The sequence below is a fragment of the Trichococcus sp. K1Tr genome (assembly GCF_028309625.1).
Lineage (GTDB): Bacteria > Bacillota > Bacilli > Lactobacillales > Aerococcaceae > Trichococcus.
In genome coordinates this window covers 72,167-95,555 of the sequence record NZ_JAQMHR010000005.1, presented here as the reverse complement: position 1 = coordinate 95,555, position 23,389 = coordinate 72,167, and the positions used below count along the sequence as shown (strand labels likewise).

Sequence of the window (23,389 nt, the reverse complement as noted above, 5' to 3'; positions counted from 1 at the left end):
GAATTAAAAAAAAATGATAGACAAGATACAAAAATTACACAATTGGTCACAATTTCGACAGTGTACCTGTCCGGGGCGGCTTATTTGGATCAAGTCAGCTCCGTTCTGGCTGCCAACTCCGGCGAGGATTGCCTCGTCGGAGTTGGGGGTGGATTTCGCCGCCCTCCTCCTGCGAAACCTGCCTTATCGGAGGTGAGTACGGATTTCGCCGCCCTCCTCCTGCGAAGGGCGGCTTCGCCGGAGCTGGCGTTATCATCCTACCGCCATACAGACACCAAAACCGCAAAAAACGCGCCTGCACTCCATCAGGAATGCGGGCGCGTACGTTGTTCACATTTATGCTTATCTTTCTTTCATCGCTCTGTCGATTTCGCGCTTCATATCTTTCTGCTTCAATGCGTCACGCTTGTCGTAGCTCTTCTTCCCTTTTGCGAGTCCGATGAGCACTTTCGCGACACCATTCTTGAGGTAGACCCGCAACGGCACCAATGTAACACCGGTCGTCTTCGTCTCCTCGATCAGGTATTTGATCTGCTTTTTGTGCAGCAATAATTTCCTGGTGCGCAGCGGATCATGGTTGAAGATATTGCCCTGTTCGAATGGGCTGATATGCACATTCTGCAGGAACACTTCCCCGTTCCGGATGCTTGCGTAGCCGTCCTTTAGGTTGATTTTCGCTTTGCGGACGGATTTGATTTCCGTTCCGGTCAGCACCATCCCGGCTTCTATCGTGTCGAGGATGATGTAATCATGGCTGGCTTTTCTGTTCTGCGCTAAAACTTTTCCTTCGCCTTTTGGCATAATCGGACACCTTCATTTCGTTAGCTTACTTCTTTTTGCCTCTTTCCTTTTTCCCTTTGGCTTTTTTGCCTGGACGGGAATAGAACGGCTCTTTTCCTTTTTCGGTCTTTTTGCGCGGTCCGCTGTCGCGATCGGATTGGCCCGGTTTCCGTTTTTTGCCCTTCGGAATCTTCGCGCGGATCTGTTTGACCAGATCCTGGTCGCTCTGGCTCTGGGTCTTTTCCTTGTCGATGACCAGCGAGAAATCGATGGCGCGCGTGACAGGATCCGAATTTTCTACTTTGATTTTGACCTTTTGGCCGATACGATAGATAACGCCAGTGCGTTCGCCCATCAGAAGCAGATGGCTTTCGATGTAGTTGAAATAATCTTCCGTCATTTTCGAGATGTGCACGAGGCCTTCCACTGTGTTAGGCAACTGCACAAAGATGCCGAATTTCGTGACGGAGCTGATGACACCTTCGAACTCTTGGCCGATTTTGTCCATCATGAACTCTGCCTTCTTGAGCGATTCGGTTTCGCGTTCCGCATCAACCGAGCGGCGTTCCATCTGCGAACTCTGAACGGCGATATCCGGCAATTGCCCTTTCCATTTCTCAATCAACTTCGGATCGACGACGCCTTTTCCATATGTGCGGATCAAGCGGTGGACAATCAAATCGGGATATCTTCTGATCGGTGAAGTGAAATGGGTATAATCTTTCGCAGCCAAACCATAGTGGCCGACCGGAACAGCATCATATTTCGCTTGCTGCATGCTGCGCAACAGCGTGGTCGAAACGACGGCTTCGTATGGTTCGTCCTTGACTTTCGCCAAAACGGCCTGCAGTTGCTTCGGTTTTACGTTTTCATGGGTACCGGTCACCAGAATGCCGAACGTCGTCACGAATTCCAGGAAGCGCATCATTTTGGTCGGGTCCGGTTGATCATGGATCCGGTAGATGAACGGCAGGTTCGCCTTCGTGAAATGATGGGCGATCGTCTCGTTCGCGCTCAACATGAAGGATTCGATTAGGCGTTCCCCGACACCGCGATCCGTAACATAGATGTCCAACGGGTGGCCATTTTCGTCCACGATGATTTTTGCTTCATCGGATTCGAAATCGATGGCACCGCGTTTTTGGCGTTTCTTCAGGAGGATCTCATGCAGGATACCCATTTCTTCGAACATCGGCACAAAATCGCTGTATTTTTCGCGCAGTTTCTTGTCGTGGTCCGTCAAAATAGCATTGACATCGGAATAAGTCATCCGTTGTTTGGACTCGATGATGCTCGGGAAAATATCATAGGCGACCACTTCCCCATCCGCATCCAATTCCATTTCACAAGACATCGTCAAACGGTCTTCATGCGGCAACAAGGAACAGATACCGTTGGATAATTTCTGAGGCAGCATCGGCACGACGCGGTCCGTCAAATAAACGCTGGTGCCGCGTTCATAGGCTTCGCGATCGATTGGGGAATTCTCAGTCACATAAAAGGAAACATCCGCGATGTGCACGCCCAGCAGATAATTGCTATTATCTAGTTTCTTCAAGGAAATCGCATCATCCAAGTCTTTGGCGTCAGCACCATCGATCGTGACGATCTGTTCCGAACGCAAATCCCGTCTGCCTTCCAACGCCTCGGCAGGAATCTCCAATGGAATGCTTTCAGCTTGAGCCAACACATCTTCCGGGAATTCGGAAGGAATGCCGAACTTATAGAGAATGGCAAGAATATCAACGCCCGGTGCATCCTTGTGGCCAATTTCTTTCGTGACCAGCCCTTCCATCTTGACTGGATTCTGCGGTGTAGGGTAGCTAGTGATTTCCACCAGGCAGACACTGCCTTCAACCGGATGTATGCCTTCCGGTTTGATGTAGACAACGATACTGTTGATTTTCGTGTCCCGCGGAACAACGAATCCCAAAAAGCCGGTTTCTTCACGGCGATCGGAATCGTAAGGCACAAATTCACCGACGACTTGATTCGATTTGCGCGTCAAAACAGCCGTTACTTCAGCTTCGACTCCTTTGTCATTCCAAGGCTCCGCTTCTCGGGTGATCTTCAACTCGACCGTATCGCCGTCCATCGCGCTGCCTGTTTTGCCCCGCGGGACAAAGAGGTCACTTTCGTTCGGATCGACCGTCACAAAGCCGAATCCGCGGTCGTTGCTGCGGAAAGTCCCCGTCAAAGTGGCGCCTTGCACCTTCAGACGGAATTGCCCGGTCTTGTTCAGCAACAGGATACCTCTTTCCTCCAATTGCGCAAAAACTTTGACCAATGCTTTGAATTCTTCGGAATCGGTGTAGCCCAACGCTTCACTTACTTCCTTCAATGTCATGCTCTTTCCGGCATGCTCCTGAAAATAGGCTAGAACGTCAATTTGGATCTGATCTATCTTTCTCATACTTATCCCTCATTCCAATTTAGTCGGTTCAAAAATGCCAATACTGTTTCTTCAAATATGTTTCTGTCTTTCCCAACGGTGATGACATGCGTTGCTTCCGGGAAAAAATGATAATCCACTTCAGCATCCACGAGGCTATCCGCCAACAACTTCCCGCAGTCGGCGCTGATCATTTCATCCTTGCCGGACTGTGCGATGTAATAGGGGACGGTGATGTCAGCCAGATTCGCCTTAATCAGTTCCGTAAAGGCATCAATTTGGGCAAGCTGGGCACTCAATTTTGGCTTCATCAACGCCAGTTCGTGTTCGATTTCCAGATTTGCCATGCCGAGTTTCTTCTTCGAAAGCTTGGCGAAATGCATAAAACTGATCGGCACCCGCGATTCCCCAAAGCTGATGATTGGTGAGTTGAAGGAGCCTCCACCGATGAATCCTCCCGTTTCGATGGCCCTTGTCGCCATAATGCCGCCCATTGACAACCCGAATACGGCAAGCTGATTGTAGCCCTTTTCCATCAGTTCATCTTTTGCGCGCATGGCATCAGCGAACCAGGCATCCGGGCCTCCCAAATCAAGAATGTCCTCAAAACGGCCGGTCGCATGCCCCGTAAAATTCGGTGCATATACAGTATACCCGTTCCGTTCCAAAAAACGTCCCAACAAACGCACATCATTTGCGCTGCCGGTGTAGGCATGCAGCAAAAGGACGGCGCGCGGGCCAGCTTCGAAGAAAAAGGGTTCTGGTAAATTGATTGCTTTCATAATATTCCTCCCAACTCGTTCATCTTCATTTTACTGTATTTACAGCTTTTTTCCTAATATATCAGATATTTGCGGACGAAATTTTTTAGCAATTCATAAGCTTCGCCGCATACTTTCGACCAGCTCTCTTTTCAGGCGAAAAAAAAGCAGAACCCGGAAATGTGGTTTCTGCCTGCAATAGTTAATTTGAGGATAGATAGGTTAAAGCCAGGGCGATCAGGATGAACAGTGCTCCCAGAACGACTGTGATCTGACGCAATACCGCTTCAAAGCCTCTTGCCTTTTGTTTGCCGAATAATTGCTCCGCTCCACCTGTAAGTGTGCTGGCTGCGTTTGTTTTTGATGGCTGCATCAGCACAACAATGATCAACAGCACAGAAACAACCAACAGGGCCGTTAATAGTACATCGTATAATGACAAAGGATGGACCTCCCTATAATAATTTTCTACTACTAACTTTAGCACAAACTATAGGGTTTTGCTAGCAATTTCCGAAAAGAAAAGCGCCCGGGCCCGCTCACCTCCACTGGAGGGAACAGCCCGAACGCTTTCGCACTTTTTAAACGTGTTCTGGATCCCAGAAATCTGTGCCTAAGCTGACTACCACACACGGACATAAAGCGTCCGCTTTGTGTTAGTCCTCTTAGTGCTCGATTTCTGACCCGGGATCCATCACACTCTCTTATCTTCTGATGACGCGGACGTTTACGATGCCGTCGATTTTTTTGAAATTTTCAACGACTTCAGCAAGTACTGCTTCTTCTGTTTCGGCGATATCGATGACAGTGTAGGCATAATTGCCACGGCTGCGGTTCAGGATATCTTCGATATTGATGAAGTACTTAGCCAAACCGGAAGAAATCTGGCCGACCATGTTCGGGATGTTCTTGTTGATGATCGTCAAACGGATCGGTGATTGCATCGCGATATCGACTCCCGGGAAGTTCACGGAATTCACAATATTCCCTGTTTCCAGGAAGTATTTCAATGTTTGGGCTGCCATGATTGCGCAGTTCACTTCAGCTTCTTCAGTGGAAGCTCCCAAGTGAGGCATTACAATGATAGCATCGTTGTGAAGCAAAGCTTCGTCAGCGAAATCCGTTACGTATTTGCGGATGCTCTTTTCTTTCAAGGCTGCCAGCATATCAGCCGTGTTGACCAATTCGCCGCGGGCAAAGTTCAAAAGAACAGCATTATCTTTCATTTGAGCCAGGAATGCAGCGTCAACCATGCCTTTTGTTTCGGCATTGACTGGTACGTGAATGGAAATGTAGTCCGCTTTAGCCAGCACTTCAGCGATTGAAGCAGCTTTTTGGACACGACGATTGATGTTCCATGCAGTTTCCACGGAAACATATGGGTCATAACCGATGACTTCCATGCCTAAACGGAAGCCGTCATTCGCCAACATAGCGCCGATAGCTCCCAAGCCGATGACACCCAATGTTTTTCCGGATATTTCTGTCCCCGCGAATTGGCTTTTGCCTTTTTCGACTTGTTTCTCGACATCGTCACCGCTTAATGTTTGGACCCATTCCATTCCTTCTTTGATCGGACGGGCAGCCATGATCAAAGAAGCCAAAACAAGTTCTTTGACCGCATTGGCATTCGCGCCAGGCGTGTTGAAGACAACAACGCCTGCTTCGGAGCATTCTTCAACGGGTACGTTGTTGACGCCGGCGCCGGCACGGGCAATAGCTTTCAAACTTTCAGGAAATTCCATGCCATGCAGTTTTTCGCTGCGCAGGATGATGCCGTCAGGGCTTGCGCCTGAGTTAAGGACGAATTGATCTGCATTCAGTAAATTTAAGCCTTCTGGGGCAATCGCATTGTAAGTTTTAATCTCGAACATTATTTGAATTTCCCTTCTTTAGCTTCAAAAGCTTTCATAAATTCTGTTAATTCTTTAACGCCTTCATAAGGGAATGCATTGTAGATACTTGCGCGCATACCGCCAACGGAACGGTGGCCTTTCAAGTTCAGGAAGCCCAAAGCTGTAGCTTCTTTGACGAACTTCGCATCCAAGTCTTTGTTTCCGGTAACGAATGGGATATTCGTCAATGAACGGGAATTGACTGCAACTGGAGAAGAGAACAAGTCTGATTCTTCGATTGTGCGGTACAGTAAGCCCGCTTTTTCTTCGTTCATTTTCACCATAGCTTCAACGCCGCCCAAGTCCTTCAACCATTCGAAGACTAATTTAGCTACATAGATGGAGAAGCTTGGTGGTGTATTGTATAACGAATCATTTTTGATGTGTGTACGGTAATCAAGCATGCTTGGTAATTTATTCTCAGTCTGGATCAGATCTTCTTTCACGATCACGATCGTCAATCCTGCAGGCCCGATATTTTTTTGTGCGCCAGCATAGATCAAACCGAAGTCATTGACATCGTAACGGTTGGACAGAATGTTGGAAGACATATCGGCAACGATCGGTGCATTCACGAAACGAGGGATCGTTTGGAAAGCTGTACCTTCGATTGTGTTGTTTGTTGTGATGTGGATGTAATCGTAGGCTTCGTCTGTTTCCGGAATTTCAGGAATGTAAGTGAAATTATCCTCTTCGGAACTAGCCAATACTTCCATATTCGGTACTTTTAAGATTTTAGCTTCAGAGATGGCTTTCTTAGCCCATGATCCGGAGTTGATGTAACCGACTTTGCCGCCTTTTCCAAGATTCATCGGAATCATGGAGAACTGCAGGCTTGCGCCACCTTGCAAGAACAAGACTTTATAGCCTTCAGGGATATTCATCAATTCCCGTAATAATTGCTCTGCGTCTGAAATGATCTCTTCGAACAAGGAGGAGCGGTGACTCATCTCCATAACTGACATGCCACTATCTCTGTAGGATAGCATTTCACTCTGTACTTTCTCTAAGACTGATTCTGGTAGTATTGCTGGACCAGCGGAAAAATTTCTTGCTCTTTTCATCCTTTTGTCTCCCCCTTATCAATTGTCCTCATTATTTATTAATAATAATTTAATCTTATTATAGCAGATTACACGGCGAAAGGAAGCGAAAATGCCTATTTCCCGAAAATAATTACATGCGGATGTTAGGAACAAACCTCAAAAATATGAATAAATCGGAGTCTGAGTCAAATTATTCGACTCAAATCCGAACATTAAAGGTTCAGAAAACAAAAAAAGTCCGGCGTTCCAAGCGCCGGACTTCCTTTCGCGTCTGGTTGTTCCAGACGGTCTTTATGTGAAGACAGTGTTCCAAGCAGCTGTCTTCCTGTTAATCAATTAAAATTATTTGTTTTTTAGGTTGTAGAAAGATTTCAAGCCATCGTATACAGCCAATTCGCCTAACTGATCTTCGATGCGTAACAATTGGTTGTATTTAGCGATACGGTCAGTACGGCTTAATGAACCAGTTTTGATTTGTCCAGCGTTTGTTGCAACAGCGATGTCAGCGATTGTAGCATCTTCTGTTTCGCCTGAACGGTGAGAAACAACTGCAGTGTAACCAGCTTTTTTAGCCATTTCGATAGCTTCAAAAGTTTCAGTCAATGAACCGATTTGGTTAACTTTGATCAGGATTGAGTTAGCAACGCCTAATTCGATAGCTTTAGAAAGTTTTTCAGTGTTTGTAACGAACAAGTCGTCACCAACGATTTGAACTTTGTCGCCTAAAACTTCAGTTAATTTCTTAGTACCTTCCCAGTCATTTTCATCCAAGCCATCTTCGATGGAGATGATTGGGTATTTTTTGCATAGGTCAGCGTAGAATTCGATCATTTCATCGACAGTCTTTTCGCCTTCGCCTGAATCAGCTAAGTCGTAAACACCTTTTTCTTTGTTGTAGAATTCTGAAGAAGCAGCATCCATAGCAAGAACAACGTCTTTACCAGGTACATAGCCAGCTTTTTCGATAGCTTCGATGATTACTTCGAAACCTTCTTCGTTTGAACCCAAGTTAGGAGCGAATCCACCCTCGTCACCTACAGCAGTAGAGTAACCTTTAGATTTCAAGATTGCAGCCAATGCGTGGAATACTTCAGCACCCATACGTAGAGCTTCTTTGAAAGTAGGCGCGCCTACTGGCATGATCATGAATTCTTGGAAGTCGATGCTGTTGTCAGCATGTGATCCGCCGTTGATGATGTTCATCATTGGAGTTGGCAAAGTTTTAGCGTTGAATCCGCCTAAGTATTGGTACAATGGGATATCCAGGTAATCTGCTGCAGCGCGAGCTACTGCGATGGATACTGCCAAGATTGCGTTTGCGCCCAATTTTTCTTTGTTAGGAGTGCCATCTAAGTCGATCATTGTTTTGTCGATAGCTAATTGGTCACGTACGTCGAAACCTAAGATAGCGTCAGCAATGATGTCGTTTACGTTTTCTACAGCTTTCAAAACACCTTTTCCAAGGTAACGTGCTTTGTCTCCGTCACGTAATTCGATTGCTTCGTGTTCGCCAGTGGAAGCTCCTGATGGAACCATTCCGCGTCCGAAAGCGCCGCTCTCTGTGTAGACTTCAACTTCAATAGTTGGGTTACCGCGTGAATCTAGTACTTCTCTAGCTAAAATATCTGTAATGTATGGCATGGTTTTCTCTCCTTTGAGTTGGCTGGATTACTTGTCTTACCAAGTATCATTTTAGACAATTTTCTTACTTTATGCAATAGCTGAATCGTTTTGCTTACGCTTTAACGATCAGCGATTCGCCTGTCATTTCTGCTGGTTTTTCTACGTTCAATAAATCAAGCATAGTTGGAGCAACATCGGCCAATTTGCCGTCTGTGCGCAACGTGACGCCTTTTTTGGTTACGATTACTGGAACCGGTACGGTTGTGTGCGCAGTATGCGGCTGTCCATCTTCAGTGGACATAGTGTCCGCGTTACCGTGGTCAGCGAAGATGATGGCATAACCATCTTTTGCAAGGATTGCATCCACAACTGCTCCAAGGTTTTCGTCAACTGCTTCGATCGCTTTGATTGTAGGTTCCAACATACCTGAATGGCCGACCATGTCAGGGTTCGCAAAGTTAAGGATGATGGCGTCGTATTTGTCGTCATTTATCTCTTTCACTAATGCTTCGCCCACTTCATAAGCGCTCATTTCAGGTTTCAAATCATAGGTTGCAACTTTCGGTGAAGGGATCAGGATGCGTCCTTCGCCTTCGAAAGGCTCGTGACGTCCGCCGTTCATGAAGAACGTTACATGCGGATATTTTTCGGTTTCAGCGATACGCAATTGTGAAAGTTTGTGTTGCGCCAGAACTTCACCCAAAACGTTTGTCATCGGGATCGGCTTGAAGGCGATATCCGCGATTACAGTATCTTGGTAAGAAGTCATCGTCACAAATTTCACATTTTTAGCGCGTTCCCCGCGTTCAAAGTTCGTCCACTCTTCGTTGGTGAAGGCATTTGAAAGTTGGATTGCACGGTCCGGGCGGAAGTTGAAGAAGATGATGGCATCATTATCTTTCAATGTTCCGATCGGTTCGCCATCTTTGACGATGACAGTCGGCAATACAAATTCATCCGTTTTGCCATCTGCATAGCTTGCTTCTACAACAGCTTGCGCAGATTCAAATTTCTCGCCTTCGCCGTGTGCGATGGCGTTGTATGCCAATTCCACACGTTCCCAACGGTTGTCACGGTCCATAGCGTAGTAACGACCTGAAACAGTCGCGATTTCGCCCAGTCCGATCTCTTCCATCGCTTTTTCTACTGTTTCGATGTAGCCAGGTGCAGCGTGTGGATCCACGTCGCGGCCATCAAGGAAAGCATGCAGATAAAGTTTTTTGACGCCTTTTTCTTTTGCGCTCTTGATCAAAGCAATGATATGGTTGATATGACTGTGCACACCACCGTCAGAAAGCAGACCGAAAAGGTGCAAAGCAGAATCATTATTGTTGGCGTGATCGTAAGCGCCAACCAACGCTTCGTTCGTCAAGAATTCACCATCGATGATGGCTTTGTCGATTCTGGTCAAACTTTGGTAGACAACTCGTCCGGCACCAATGTTTGTATGCCCTACTTCGGAATTACCCATTTGGCCTTCAGGCAGTCCAACAGCAAATCCGGAAGCTAGCATCGTTGCATGCGGAAAATTGTTCCAATAACGGTCAAAGTTCGGTTTCTTAGCTAGCTTAACCGCATTGCCCATCATTTCGTTTCTCCAGCCGAAACCGTCTAAAATAATTATTGCTACCGGTGTTTTACTCATTATTTAATAGCCTCCAATAATGCTAAGAATGAATCAGTAACTAAACTAGCACCACCAACCAACGCGCCATCAATATGTTCTTCAGCCATGTATTCTGCAATGTTTTCAGGTTTAACGCTGCCGCCGTATTGAATGCGGACTTTATCAGCCACTTCTTGGCCGAAGATTGTAGCAACAGTTGCGCGCACTACGCCGCAAGTGTCGTTCGCATCTTTTGCAGTAGAAGATTTGCCTGTACCGATTGCCCAGATTGGCTCATAAGCGAGAACAAGGTTAGCCACTTGGTCTGCAGTCAGATCTTTCAAAGCAGCCGTAATTTGTCCTGATACCCACTCGTTTGTTACGCCTGCTTCACGTTGTTCCAACGTTTCGCCGCAGCAAACGATAGGCGTCATGCCGTTACGCAGAATAGCATGTGCTTTTTTATTGATGTCTTCATCTGTTTCGTGGAAGTACTCACGTCTTTCAGAGTGTCCGATAATGACGTAGTCGACGCCTAAGTCGCCTAAAGCTTTCGGGCTGATTTCACCTGTGAAGGCACCCTCTTCTTCAAAGTAACAGTTTTGCGCGGCAACTTTCAAATCTGTTCCCTCTGTCGCTGCTACCATGTTTTCTAAAAATAAAGCCGGTGATCCAATAACAGCTTCTACTTTATCAAAAGCAGGAACCTTAGTTTTTACAGCCTCGATGAATGCTTGTGCTTCCTTAGCTGTTTTGTTCATTTTCCAGTTACCGGCAATAATCGGTTTACGCAATATAATCACTCCTTAAGAATAGGTTGCTTATTTGTCAGAAATTGATGCTACACCTGGTAATTCTTTGCCTTCAAGGTATTCCAAAGATGCGCCGCCACCTGTTGAGATGTGCGTGAAATCATCAGCAAAGCCTAATTGCATAGCAGCTGCAGCTGAGTCTCCGCCGCCGATGATTGTTACAGCATCGCTTAATTTAGCGATTGCTTCGCAGACACCGATTGTTCCTTGAGCAAAGTTAGATAATTCGAACACACCCATAGGTCCGTTCCATACGACAGTTTTCGCGCCTTCAAGCTCTTTAGTGAACAATTCGATGGAAGCAGGTCCGATATCCAATGCCATTTGGTCAGCAGGGAATGCTTCGTTTTTAGCGATTGTGATTTCTCCATCGTTGCCGAACTCATGAGCCATTTTAGCATCGATTGGTAAGATCAATTTATCGCCAGCGCTCTCCAACAATTCTTTAGCCAATTCAACTTTATCAGCTTCCAATAAGGATTTTCCGATTTCCAAGCCTTGTGCCTTCATGAATGTGTAAGCCATGCCGCCGCCGATAAGTACTTTGTCGGCTTTGTTCAATAAGTGTTTGATAACACCGATTTTGTCGCTTACTTTTGCTCCGCCAAGGATAGCTACGAATGGACGAACAGGCTCGTCAACAGCTCCGCCGATGAATTTGATTTCTTTCTCCATCAAGAATCCAGCTGCACTTTCAAGGTTAGAAGCGATTCCGACGTTGGAAGCATGAGCACGGTGAGCCGTACCGAATGCATCGTTAACGAACAGGTCGCCTAGGCTAGCCCAGTATTTGCCCAATTCAGCATCGTTTTTGCTTTCTTTTTTGCCGTCAACATCTTCGAAACGAGTGTTTTCGAATACCAAAACATCTCCGTCTTTCAATGCTGCGATAGCAGTTTCCAAAGCTTCTCCGCGTGTTTCAGGAACGAAAGTGACTTCTTTGCCCAACAATTCAGCTAAACGGTCAGCTACAGGCTTCAAGCTCAACTTCGCTTTGTCTTCTTCAGTTTTTACTTTTCCTAAGTGAGAGAAAAGGATGACTTTTGCGTTATTTTCGATTAAGTAGTTGATTGTAGGAAGAGCTTGAACGATACGGTTGTCGTTAGTGATTGCTCCATCTTTCATAGGAACATTGAAATCAGCACGAACCAATACTTTTTTTCCAGCTACATCTAAATCTGTTACAACTTTCTTTGTCATTACGTCGCCTCCTGATATGTGTATCTACATAAGAAAAGCGAGGAAGCGCGTTGCCTCCCCGCTTTTGTTATCTTCTACGATTCAGCTTTCATTAGATGAAAGACTTGATCTTATAAGCTAGCAAATTCTACTAAAGTACGTACTAATTGTGAAGCGTAAGACATTTCATTGTCGTACCAAGAAACAGTTTTAACTAATTGCTTGTCTCCAACTGTCATTACTTTAGTTTGTGTAGCATCGAATAAAGAACCGAAGTTGATGCCTACGATATCGCTTGAAACGATTTCGTCTTCAGTGTATCCGTAAGATTCGTTAGAAGCAGCTTTCATAGCAGCATTGATTTCTTCAACAGTTACAGTTTTTTCCAATACAGTAACTAATTCAGTCAATGAACCGGTAGGAACTGGAACACGTTGAGCAGCTCCATCTAATTTGCCTTTCAATTCAGGCAATACATCGCCGATAGCTTTAGCAGCACCAGTCGTGTTAGGAACGATGTTTGCAGCAGCAGCACGTGCACGACGGAAGTCACCTTTAGGATGTGGAGCATCCAAAGTGTTTTGGTCGCCAGTGTAAGCGTGGATTGTAGTCATTAAGCCTTCAATGATTCCGTATTCGTCGTTCAATACTTTAGCCATTGGAGCCAAGCAGTTAGTTGTGCAAGATGCGCCAGAAACGATAACATCTTCAGCATTTAATTCGTTATGGTTAACGTTATAAACGATTGTTTTAACGTCGCTGCCTGCTGGAGCAGACAATAGAACACGTTTAGCGCCTGCATCAACGTGAGCTTGAGCTCCTGCTTTGCTCATGAAGAAACCAGTACATTCTAATACGAACTCTACGCCAAGTTCTGCCCATGGAAGATCTGCTGGGTTACGTTGTGATAACACTTTGATGTCTTTTCCGTTTACAGTGAAGAATCCGTCATTAACTTCTACATCACCATTGAATCTGCCTTGAGTTGTATCATATTTCAATAAGTGAGCTAACATTTTAGCGTCAGTCAAGTCATTGATTGCTACAACTTCGATTCCTTCTACTTCTTGAATACGGCGGAATGCTAAACGTCCAATACGTCCAAAACCGTTAATACCAACTTTTACTGTCATACTGAGATTTCCTCCTTAGGATAAGTCAAAATTTTTATTTTAAAGGGTTACCCCTTTTAAAATCAGATTAGCTGCGCCCTCATCCGTAATCAGCCAGGTTTGATGCGGGGCATATTTCATAAACGCTTTAATAGCCTTGGCTTTTGTGCTTCCCCCTGCAATGGCCATTGCGTACGGGATCTTCTCGATATCTTCAATCTGAAGTCCGAACCGGGACAATCGATAGACGATTTCACCGTTCTCATTGAAGTAACAACCAAAGGCTTCACCTACCGCATTATGCGCTTCCAGGGACGAAATCAACCCGTGCGACATCCTGCGTCTTTCCATCATTACTTTAGCATTACCGATACTATATAACAAGCAGTTTGCCTTTTTCATGACGGATAAAGTATGTTTGATTGATGGCTCGGATTTCATGGATGCATAAGCCTTATCGCTCAAATTATCGGGAACGAAAAGTGCCATGTTCTCACCGCCGACCAATTGCGCCATACGGTCGCTGACACTGTTGGCTTGTATCGACATGGATTCGCCTAAACCGCCTCGTGTCGGGACAAAAATGAACTCCCTATTCTGTGACAATTCAGGTGAAAAATGTTCGGCAGCCTGTGCCATTGTACTTCCGCCAGCAACAGCTACGATAAATTCGCCTGCCGGCAATAAAGCATGTAATTCTTTGGCTGCAGTTTTTCCGATCTCATCCAGAACAGATGCATCTTCATCACTATCGCCAGGAACAATCCTACAAAACTGGATGTTCAGATAATCCGCTAACGCCTTTTCTTTCGCATTCATATTCAGCAATAACCGCATGAACCTTTCCAGCTGACGAAAGATGTCTTCGCCTTCCTCAGTCAATTCCATCCCGTTCTTCGAACTGGAAAGAAGACCTTGTTTCCGCAAAAAATCTGTCTCAGTCCGCAAAGTCCTTTCTGATAAGGAAACTTTATCGGCCAGGATGCGTCTCCCGACTGGAGCATACATTTGGATATTACGCATGATATGGTAACGATTTTGAAGGACTGACATAATGTCCGGGACTATTTGCTGCAAGACTGAAATAGACTCTTCCATAAAAACCCTCTTCATTTGCACGTGGACGCTTTTCGCCCCGCTGCAATCTTAGGCGGTCCTCGTTTATTTCATATCAGGAGAGATGGAATAGGACTGCTGAAGCTTTTTGCATCCGTCTATTCTCCCTCGTCTTTACTTCATCATTTTAACAGTAAACACTAGACGTTTCAAGCATTTTGGCAAATATATTCGATTTCCTTTAAAATAGATTCGTTCAATATATCACGAGTAACCTATAATCCGATTGCCTTTTAGACGTACGCTTTCAGAAAACCTTGATACAGCAACTTTTTGATAAGGGTCGATAATCGTCCCGTTATTGTTTAGGGTTTCGCATCTTTTTCATTTATTATTGTCGACTCACAGCCTATTCACCGCATAACTGGTGCAACAAAAATGTCCCGCGGTCCGTTTCGATCGTTTTCTCCAATATTTCTTCGCGCATGACAGTCACCGGGATCGCCAAATCTTCTGCCAAACGAATCACATCGAGCGGCTCCAATTCACGGCCTTCAAGGAAAAAACCTTTCTGCAAGCCGCAGATCAATTCTCCCGCTGCAAGCAACAACTCTTTTCTGAATGCCACTGCCGACCGCAGCTGCTCCCACTCCGTTTTCTTAGCTGCCAGAAATTGTTGCACATCCTCATCTTCGTGCTGCATCATCTCTTCATAATAATCTTTTTGGAAAACAACGAAAGGAGAAGCCCACTCATTGTATTTCACTGTCAGATGCCCATCAACCAGTTGCAGATAAAGATCCGGTCTGGGCAATGAAATGCTGGTATCGCCGAATGCTGATCCCGGTGTCGGATCCAAGGTTTGGGCATACTCGAATACCGCTTTCACGTCGGACAGTTCCACATCCATCTCGTCCGCAATTGCTTGCCAGTTCTTGTCACTGAAGGCCGTAAAGTAATTCTCCAGAATATAATAGGCGATTTCCGGTGCATATTCATCGCGCTCCGTTTGCAGCATCAGACATTCCTGCAGATTTCGGGCCCCGACACCCGGGGGATCCAATTGATGCAGCAGCGTCAACGCGTCCAGCATCACAATCGGTTCGACACCCTTCTGTTCCGCGGCTTCATCCAGATCGATTGTGACATACCCTTCCGGATTGATGAATGCCACCAAAAATAAAACCAACTCGCGCAAGGGCGTGTCCCGCATATTTGCATAGATTTGTTCCAACAAGAATGTATCCAGAGCCGGCACTTCTTCAAAGACTTGATCCATAGCGGAAACCGTATCCATCGAATCATCTTTATCCGGCTTATACACTACCGTTTTTTCTTTTACAGCGCGTTCATCGAATTCTTTATTGATTTTCACTTCAATCAAAGGATTGCCTAACGCTTTTTGTTGAAGATAAGCGAACAATTCTTCATTGTCGTACCCCACCAGCCTCAGCGATTCCTCCAAGCTTTCCTTATCCATATGCATACTTGATATAACCGACACACCAATCCCTCCTCACCTTTTCAGAATCATTTTATCACACACAGACTTTTATTGAAATCGTTTTCAATGTTAGGGAGTTAATTTCGGGAGGAATGGGACTGTTGTTTTGACAGGACCTTAGAGGTTCTGCAAAGTAGAATTAGTGCCAAAACCATCGTGCGGATATAGGTCACATTTTCCTCTTGCTATCTTTCACGCTATGGGTTATAATTTTTGATGTTGCTTGTCTCCTTGGTGTAATGGATATCACGTAAGATTCCGGTTCTTGAGATGGGGGTTCGATTCCCTCAGGAGACGTACTATTTTATTGATGCATCAACGTTTTCGGACTTTGAATGCAAATCAAATGCAAAAAATCTCCTTTCCCTAGCGGAAGCGGAGATTTTTTTTATTCCCTTCTTGCCTCACCCTAAATCCGATCTGCATTTTCAAAATCTATTTTTGGACATTTGCTGACTGAAACGATATGATTGACTAAGGTATATTTCATCAGAAAACGCAAGGCTAAAGGCCAAACATTACAATTGACCTTTTCTGACCAATGAGTTAAAATAAACCATGTAAAGAAAAACTGTTCATTCAAACGAACGAGGAGGAAACATATATGAATTTAATCCCTACAGTAATCGAACAATCATCCCGTGGTGAACGTGCGTATGACATTTATTCCCGTCTTCTGAAGGATCGCATCATCATGTTGAGCGGCCCGATCGATGACAACACAGCAAATTCAGTCATCGCCCAATTGCTATTCTTGGATGCACAAGATTCAGAAAAAGACATCTACATCTACATCAACTCTCCAGGCGGCAGCGTTTCTTCTGGCTTGGCCATCTTTGATACGATGAACTTCATCAAAGCGGACGTTCAGACCATCGCAATGGGCATGGCAGCTTCAATGGGCAGCTTCTTGCTGACTGCCGGCGAGAAAGGCAAACGTTTTGCGTTGCCGAATGCTGAAATCATGATCCACCAACCTCTTGGCGGTGCTCAAGGCCAAGCAACCGAAATCGAAATCGCAGCCCGTCATATCCTGCAGACACGCGAACGCCTGAACAAAATTTTGGCAGAACGCACAGGACAACCGATGGAAGTCATCGAACGCGATACAGACCGCGACAATTACATGACCGCCCAGCAAGCGAAAGAATACGGCTTGATTGACGAAGTCATGGTCAACTCAAAATCATTGAAATAAAAATATGCGAAAAAAGCGAAGACGACCAGCAGAGTGATGCTGATTGTCTTCGCTTTTTGTTTGGGGGGTGCGCAGGAAGCAAGGACCTGGCCGTTTATCATGAGCACAGTAGCGGAAGCGATCCCCAGCTCCGGCGAGGCCGCCGCTTGCCGGAGGAGACCGATAGATATCGGTGCGAACTCCTGAGAGGCCATCCTCGCAGGAGTTCGCTCGCCAAATCGCGTCTGTGCTCCGGTAAAGCCTTCATTCACCGGAGCACAGCAAAATAACGGAATGCAAAAAGATCCGAAAGCCCACCACCCGCTCATCTCTGATTCAACAAAAAAGGCAGACGGAACGCAATCGTCCCTTTCTGCCCTTCTTGTTTCCTTAACGGATATAATTGAAGATATGTTCCCAAGTATGTCTGCTGAAGACAAGCATCGGATCGCCGTCACCAAGGACGCCATACCCGACCATCAGACCGGCTCCGAACAGGATGAAGGCCATCAACATGAAAATCAAAACCCACATCACTGTTGACAGTACAGGTTTGAAATCAAATTTCACAGCGATCACCTATCTTCCTTTTTTGATTTTGGTTTTTTGGATCAATCGTGCCAACAATCCGAAAAGCCCACTGGATGGACGGTTCTTTTGATCGATGTTATTCAAGAGGATACCCGTTCCCAAAGCGACAGCATCCAAAGGTTTTTCCGCAGCGAAGACAGGAACTTTCAGCTCGCTCGAGAAAAGTTTCTCGATTCCGCTGATCAAAGCACCCCCGCCTGTCAAAACGATTCCGGTATTGATGATGTCCGCAGCCAATTCAGGAGGCGTCATTTCCAATACTTCCTTCGCTTGTTCCACGACAAGCACCAAGGTTTCGTGCATCGCTTCGTAGATTTCTTTGGAAGTGATGTAGATGGTGCGCGGAAGGCCCGTCACCATGTCACGTCCGCGGATTTCCATTTTTTCTTCCTTTTCAGGTTCCAAAGCGGTTCCGATCGTGATTTTGATCTTTTCAGCTGTCCGCTCGCCGATCAACAATTTGTGTTCCCTTTTTACGAAGTTCATGATGTCGGCATCCAGTTTATCGCCGGCTGTTTTGATTGAGCTGCTCGTTACGATGCCTCCCAATGACAAGACTGCGATATCACTCGTTCCGCCACCCATATCAATTACCATGTTTCCGTTCGGCTGAAAAATGTCAAGACCGGCTCCGACAGCCGCAACTTTCGGTTCTTCCTCCAGATACACATTTTTGCCGCCGCTCTTTTCTGCGGCTTGGATGATTGCTTTTTGTTCGATTGTTGTGATGTTCGTCGGACAACAGATCAAAATATTTGGCTTGGTCAAAAAGCCCTTTACATTCAAACGATCAATAAAGTGGGTCAGCATTGCTTCTGTGATGTCAAAGTCTGCGATGACGCCGCCTTTCAACGGACGGATCACTCTGATGTTTGCCGGCGTACGACCGACCATCATATAGGCTTCTTCCCCAACTGCTAAAACTTTTCCGGTCTTTGTGTCTACTGCTACGACGGAAGGCTCGTTCAAGACGATACCCTTCCCTTTAACGTGAATCAGTACGTTCGCTGTACCTAAATCGATCCCTATATCTCTGGCCACGTTGTTCCCCTCTCAAACATTCATCATTTAGCGATAGCTATCTTGCGGACGACAGTTGTCCGACTTATTTTGAAAAAAGTGCTTCAACATCTGAATCACTGAAAGCCTTCTGTTCATCTTCTGTTACACGTTCGACGTCAGCTCCCAATGCCTGCAGCTTTTTATCGAATTCATAATAACCGCGATCCAAATGCGATAGGTTTGTGACGCGCGTATAGCCCTTGGAAACAAGGCCAGCGATGATCAAAGCAGCTGCCGCACGCAAATCCGATGCGGCCACTTCTGCACCTTGCAGATCCGTGTTGCCATGAATCAGGACCGTCTGCCCTTCGACTTTGAAATCAGCGTTCATACGGCGCATCTCTTCCAAATGCATGAATCGGTTTTCGAATACTGTTTCAGTCATCGTGCTGGTACCTTGGGACACCAATTGCGCAATCGTCATTTGCGCTTGCATATCAGTAGGAAACCCTGGATGCGGCATCGTTTTGACGTCAGTCGCTTTCAAAGTACGCGGACCGATGACACGCAGGCCATTTTCTTCTTCCTGGAAGGCAACGTGCATTTCCTTCAGTTTTGAAATCAGCGGTTTGTTGTGTTCGGCAATCGCATCTTCAATGAACACATTCCCGTTCGTGACTGCAGCTGCGATCATGAACGTTCCTGCTTCGATACGGTCCGGGATGATCGAATGCTCCGTTGCTTTCATGGATGAAACGCCTTCGATACGGATCGTTTCTGTTCCGGCTCCGACCACTTTCGCGCCCATGCGGTTCAAAAAATTCGCCAAGTCAACGATTTCAGGTTCGCGTGCGACGTTTTCGATGATAGTGGTTCCTTCAGCCAAAGTAGCGCCCATCATGATGTTCTGGGTAGCACCGACACTCGGGAAGTCCAAGTAGATGCGTGCGCCGACTAATCTGTCGACTTTCGCTTCCACAAAACCATTTTCGATCTTGATGTCAGCTCCCATCGCTTCAAACCCTTTCAGATGAAGATCAATAGGACGTGTTCCGATGGCACAGCCGCCCGGCAAAGCGATGCGCGCATGCCCCAGACGTGCCAAAAGCGGACCCATTACGACGATCGATGCACGCATTTTGCTGACATAAGCAAATGGTGCTTCAAAATTAATGTCGTTTGATGCATCCGCTAAGATGGTGTTGTTGTTTTCTTGAAATTCAACGCCGACATTCAGATGTTTCAGAACATTATTCATTGTGAATACATCAGACAGTATCGGAACGTTCGTCAATACAGATTGCCCTTCGCTTGCCAAAAGTGTGGCTGCCAAAATCGGCAAAACTGCGTTTTTTGCGCCTTCAACTTTAACTGTTCCTTCAAGACGGTTACCGCCGCGAACAATTATTTTTTCCATAAAAAAATCCCTCCGAAAGTCAATTGTGATCTCATTTGTATGTTTGTATGCAACTATTTGAAAAACCTGGAACTCCGACCTGCCCGCACAGCAACAATGTCTTGTGCAACCGTGAGCGGATCATGAGAACAATAAGTAACTGATGTTCCGCGAAGTCGTCACCAACTCGAGCAGAAACGTACTTACTGTGTAGCCTAAAGCAATCGACAGAAAGAAATAGAGCACCCGTGCTTCGCGTATGTGCCCCTTCCTTATCCATTTCTCCAATCTGATGGCTTTCATCGACCAGAAAGAAATGAAAATGAATATCATATGGGATAGCAATACTATTATACCGTTAAACATCGTTATGTCCAAGCGACGCACTCCTCCCATATTCTCAAACTATACTAACATAAATATTGTGAAAAAAAAACCAGCAAGCTCGTTTTTGTCGGACTATCTCCTAAGAATTCACTAAGAAAATCGTTTACATTTGTTTTCCTAATCAGGTATAATAATATGTTACAACACATCAAGATGAAATTGTGGGCTATTTCTGCAGATGATTTGTTCCTGTTATCTCATCCACTAAACTAATTGTCAGAAAATACATGAATCTACAAAAAAAAGAGGCCGACGATGGCCTCTTTTTTCAGCTGGATCTGTTTTTCGAAACACCGATACGGTTGACGGCTTTCGAAAGCGAGATCTTCGCACGTTGGAATTCTTTTTCGTTTTTGATGTCGCGAGCCTCTGCCATTCGTCTTTCGGCGCGTTCTTTCGCGACTTCGGCACGGTCGATATCGATATCCTTTTCGCGTTCCGCACTGTTCGCAATGATGTTGACGATATTGTCGCGCACTTCCATGATGCCGCCGTTGACGGCAATATGGTTCTGCGCCAGTTCATCGGTCACACGCGTTACGATCAGGTCAGCGATTGCCAATGGCACAATGATCGGGGTATGGTTTGGCATGATGGTAATGCCGCCGTCCGTTGTCTTGGCGGTCACCGCTTTAGCGCGATGCTGAAAGGCGATCCCATCCGGCGTCACTACATTGACTTGCAGGTATGCCATCTTATTCCCCTCCTTTATAGCCTAGTTCTTTCGCTTTGTTCAGGACTTCTTCAATCGTACCGACGTTACGGAAAGCTTCTTCCGGAACTCCGTCGTATTTACCTTCCACAATCCCTTTGAAGCCGCGTACGGTTTCAGCTACAGGGACGTATGAACCAGGAACGCCGGTGAAGGCTTCGGCCACATGGAAGTTTTGGGACAGGAAGAATTGGATTCTTCTTGCCCGGTTGACAGTGATTTTTTCGGAATCGGACAGTTCGTCCATCCCAAGGATAGCGATGATGTCCTGAAGTTCACGGTAACGTTGCAAGATGCGTTGCACTTTTGTGGCCACATCATAATGTTCATCCCCGACGATTTCCGGAGATAAGGCACTGGATGAGGAAGCCAATGGGTCCACAGCAGGATAAATCCCTTGTTCAGTAAGTTTACGCTCCAAGTTGGTCGTTGCATCCAGATGGGCAAAGGTTGTTGCCGGTGCCGGATCGGTATAGTCATCCGCCGGTACATAGATTGCTTGGATGGAAGTGATCGAACCATCTTTAGTGGAACTGATACGTTCCTGAAGTTGTCCCATTTCTGTCGCCAATGTCGGTTGATACCCTACTGCTGAAGGCATCCGGCCCAAAAGCGCGGAAACTTCGGAACCAGCTTGGGTGAACCGGTAAATATTATCGATGAACAACAGCACATTCTGTTTTTCTACATCACGGAAATGTTCCGCCATCGTCAAACCGGACAAAGCGACGCGCATACGTGCACCAGGCGGTTCATTCATTTGACCGAACACCATGGCCGTCTTTTCGCCGACGCCTGACTCCTGCATTTCGTGGTAAAGGTCGTTACCTTCACGCGTACGCTCGCCGACACCCGTGAACACAGAGATGCCGCCATGCTGTTCCGCTACGTTATGGATCAATTCTTGGATCAGTACCGTCTTACCGACACCGGCTCCACCGAAGAGACCGATTTTTCCGCCTTTCAGATAAGGCGCCAGTAAATCGATGACTTTGATGCCTGTTTCCAGGATTTCAAAGTTACTGCTCAACTGATCAAAAGTCGGTGCTTTTCTGTGAATAGATTCACGACGGAAATCATCAGGGATATCGCCCTTCAAATCGATCGCTTCACCCAACACGTTGAACACACGGCCTAATGTGCCTAAACCAACCGGTACTTTGATGGGTGCGCCGGTATCGACGACAGTCAAGCCTCTTTGCAGGCCATCGGTCGATTCCATTGCGATTGCGCGAACAATACCATTCCCCAGTTCGAGCGAAACCTCCAAAACGATGGTTTCCCCTTCTTCATTACTCCCAGCTTTGGGTGCCTTGTGTACGATCAGCGCATTGCGGATGTCCGGGACACCTTCTTCCAATGGGAAGCCAACGTCGACTACCGGCCCGATTACTTGTACAATATGACCTTTTTTCATGCCTTTTCCTCCCATTTTCTAATCTTCCAGAGCAGAAGCTCCACCGACGATTTCGGTGATTTCTTGCGTGATTGCAGTCTGTCTCACTCGGTTGTATTGAATCGTCATATCGTTGATCATATTGGTTGCATTATCGGTGGCACTCTTCATGGCCGTCATGCGCGAAGCATGCTCGGATGATTTAGCGTCGATAATGGCTCCATAAATCAAACTTTCCGCATATTGCGGAAGTAAAATTTCCAAAATTTCTTCTTTGTTTGGTTCAAAAAGATAATCGACTTCGTAACCGACCGCTTCCTGGGAATCCAAGTCCGTCAACGGCAGCATTTTTTCAGCCCGATACTCAGAGATCAAAGCGTTGACATGATGTTTGTAACAAACGTACAACTCGTCAAAAGCTCCATCACGATAAAGCTGGATTGCTTTCACTACTATATCGCTGACTTCCGTAAAGCTGGGTTGGTCGTTCAGATCCCTGATTTCGAACGCAACTTCGATGCCGCTCTTTCTAAGATCATCAGCAACCGCTCCGCCGACAGACAGCACAACAAACTCATCGTTTGAAGCGTGGTCAATCGCAAGCATATCTTTTGTCGCTTTCAGGATCGAGCTATTGTATCCTCCAGCTAAGCCTTTATCGGAGGAGATGATCAGATAGCCTGTTTTACGGATTGGGCGTTCAATCAACATGTCGTGAAAATCGACCAGAACTTGATCGCTCGCTGACACATGCCCGTGCTCTTCAAGCAAAGATAATTGCGTGCTGGCTATGTGTGTTACGATTTCGCGTATTTTTGCTGCATAAAGCTGATATCCCCGCACCTTTTGTTCGGCGCGGATCAGTTTGGAGGCAGAAACCATTTGCATGGCGCTTGTTATTTGACTTGTCTTCTTTGTGGAAGCTATGCGTTTCCGGATGTCTATTAAAGACTCTGCCATAT

20 protein-coding genes, 1 tRNA gene and 1 pseudogene are annotated in these 23,389 nt (G+C 46.1%); 2 read left to right on the top strand and 20 right to left on the bottom strand.

Annotated features, from left to right (window positions below; genetic code table 11):
* Positions 1 to 342: 342 nt before the first annotated feature.
* The 13 genes from smpB to PH235_RS09710 form a co-directional block, all read right to left on the bottom strand.
* Positions 343 to 801, bottom strand: a complete 459-nt coding sequence (smpB, locus tag PH235_RS09770; protein ID WP_086627473.1) for an SsrA-binding protein SmpB — start codon at positions 799 to 801, stop codon at positions 343 to 345.
* Between the two features lie 25 nt (positions 802 to 826).
* Complete coding sequence (gene rnr / locus PH235_RS09765; protein WP_272162156.1) at positions 827 to 3,193, bottom strand: ribonuclease R; 2,367 nt, start codon at positions 3,191 to 3,193, stop codon at positions 827 to 829.
* Between the two features lie 2 nt (positions 3,194 to 3,195).
* Positions 3,196 to 3,954 carry an alpha/beta hydrolase gene (locus PH235_RS09760; RefSeq protein WP_272162155.1) on the bottom strand — a complete coding sequence of 253 codons (759 nt, stop codon included), beginning with the start codon at positions 3,952 to 3,954 and terminating at the stop codon, positions 3,196 to 3,198.
* Positions 3,955 to 4,135: 181 nt separating this feature from the next.
* Entirely contained in the window at positions 4,136 to 4,375 is a 240-nt protein-coding gene (secG, locus tag PH235_RS09755; protein ID WP_068561081.1) for a preprotein translocase subunit SecG, read from the bottom strand.
* A 262-nt stretch (positions 4,376 to 4,637) separates the two neighbouring features.
* Entirely contained in the window at positions 4,638 to 5,807 is a 1,170-nt protein-coding gene (locus PH235_RS09750) for a phosphoglycerate dehydrogenase (RefSeq protein ID WP_272162154.1), read from the bottom strand.
* Entirely contained in the window at positions 5,807 to 6,892 is a 1,086-nt protein-coding gene (serC, locus tag PH235_RS09745; RefSeq protein WP_272162153.1) for a 3-phosphoserine/phosphohydroxythreonine transaminase, read from the bottom strand. Before serC ends, PH235_RS09750 begins: the two co-directional genes overlap by 1 nt.
* Positions 6,893 to 7,216: 324 nt before the next feature.
* On the bottom strand, positions 7,217 to 8,515 hold the full coding sequence (gene eno / locus PH235_RS09740; protein WP_106450750.1) for a phosphopyruvate hydratase: 1,299 nt from the start codon (positions 8,513 to 8,515) through the stop codon (positions 7,217 to 7,219).
* A 94-nt stretch (positions 8,516 to 8,609) separates the two neighbouring features.
* Positions 8,610 to 10,142, bottom strand: a complete 1,533-nt coding sequence (gene gpmI / locus PH235_RS09735) for a 2,3-bisphosphoglycerate-independent phosphoglycerate mutase (protein ID WP_272162152.1) — start codon at positions 10,140 to 10,142, stop codon at positions 8,610 to 8,612.
* On the bottom strand, positions 10,142 to 10,897 hold the full coding sequence (gene tpiA / locus PH235_RS09730; protein WP_272162151.1) for a triose-phosphate isomerase: 756 nt from the start codon (positions 10,895 to 10,897) through the stop codon (positions 10,142 to 10,144). The genes gpmI and tpiA overlap by 1 nt, the downstream gene beginning before the upstream one ends.
* A gap of 27 nt (positions 10,898 to 10,924) precedes the next feature.
* Positions 10,925 to 12,115: a phosphoglycerate kinase gene (locus PH235_RS09725; RefSeq protein ID WP_272162150.1), complete on the bottom strand. Its 1,191-nt coding sequence runs from the start codon at positions 12,113 to 12,115 to the stop codon at positions 10,925 to 10,927.
* Between the two features lie 110 nt (positions 12,116 to 12,225).
* The gene (gene gap, locus PH235_RS09720; RefSeq protein ID WP_086987629.1) at positions 12,226 to 13,227 is read right to left on the bottom strand and encodes a type I glyceraldehyde-3-phosphate dehydrogenase; all 1,002 of its coding nucleotides are present in this window, start codon (positions 13,225 to 13,227) and stop codon (positions 12,226 to 12,228) included.
* A 39-nt stretch (positions 13,228 to 13,266) separates the two neighbouring features.
* Positions 13,267 to 14,304 carry a sugar-binding transcriptional regulator gene (locus PH235_RS09715; protein ID WP_272162149.1) on the bottom strand — a complete coding sequence of 346 codons (1,038 nt, stop codon included), beginning with the start codon at positions 14,302 to 14,304 and terminating at the stop codon, positions 13,267 to 13,269.
* Positions 14,305 to 14,671: 367 nt separating this feature from the next.
* On the bottom strand, positions 14,672 to 15,766 hold the full coding sequence (locus PH235_RS09710) for an RNA polymerase factor sigma-54 (protein ID WP_272162148.1): 1,095 nt from the start codon (positions 15,764 to 15,766) through the stop codon (positions 14,672 to 14,674).
* Positions 15,767 to 15,991: 225 nt separating this feature from the next.
* Between PH235_RS09710 and PH235_RS09705 the strand changes: the two genes are divergently transcribed.
* Positions 15,992 to 16,063 (top strand) — tRNA-Arg (locus PH235_RS09705).
* Positions 16,064 to 16,343: 280 nt separating this feature from the next.
* On the top strand, positions 16,344 to 16,964 hold the full coding sequence (clpP, locus tag PH235_RS09700) for an ATP-dependent Clp endopeptidase proteolytic subunit ClpP (RefSeq protein WP_272162240.1): 621 nt from the start codon (positions 16,344 to 16,346) through the stop codon (positions 16,962 to 16,964).
* 369 nt (positions 16,965 to 17,333) lie between these two features.
* On the opposite strand, the gene PH235_RS09695 is transcribed toward clpP, so the two are convergent.
* The 7 genes and pseudogenes from PH235_RS09695 to PH235_RS09665 form a co-directional block, all read right to left on the bottom strand.
* Entirely contained in the window at positions 17,334 to 17,522 is a 189-nt protein-coding gene (locus tag PH235_RS09695) for a DNA-directed RNA polymerase subunit beta (RefSeq protein ID WP_272162147.1), read from the bottom strand.
* An 81-nt stretch (positions 17,523 to 17,603) separates the two neighbouring features.
* A pseudogene (locus PH235_RS09690) lies at positions 17,604 to 18,575 on the bottom strand (rod shape-determining protein); the annotation flags it as partial.
* 64 nt (positions 18,576 to 18,639) lie between these two features.
* Entirely contained in the window at positions 18,640 to 19,953 is a 1,314-nt protein-coding gene (gene murA, locus PH235_RS09685; RefSeq protein WP_272162146.1) for a UDP-N-acetylglucosamine 1-carboxyvinyltransferase, read from the bottom strand.
* Positions 19,954 to 20,073: 120 nt separating this feature from the next.
* The gene (locus tag PH235_RS09680) at positions 20,074 to 20,310 is read right to left on the bottom strand and encodes a DUF1146 family protein (RefSeq protein WP_233436831.1); all 237 of its coding nucleotides are present in this window, start codon (positions 20,308 to 20,310) and stop codon (positions 20,074 to 20,076) included.
* 277 nt (positions 20,311 to 20,587) lie between these two features.
* Entirely contained in the window at positions 20,588 to 21,013 is a 426-nt protein-coding gene (locus tag PH235_RS09675; protein WP_108032118.1) for a F0F1 ATP synthase subunit epsilon, read from the bottom strand.
* 1 nt (position 21,014) lies between these two features.
* The gene (gene atpD, locus PH235_RS09670) at positions 21,015 to 22,448 is read right to left on the bottom strand and encodes a F0F1 ATP synthase subunit beta (protein ID WP_272162145.1); all 1,434 of its coding nucleotides are present in this window, start codon (positions 22,446 to 22,448) and stop codon (positions 21,015 to 21,017) included.
* Between the two features lie 18 nt (positions 22,449 to 22,466).
* The gene (locus tag PH235_RS09665) at positions 22,467 to 23,387 is read right to left on the bottom strand and encodes a F0F1 ATP synthase subunit gamma (protein WP_272162144.1); all 921 of its coding nucleotides are present in this window, start codon (positions 23,385 to 23,387) and stop codon (positions 22,467 to 22,469) included.
* Between the last annotated feature and the right edge of the window lie 2 nt (positions 23,388 to 23,389).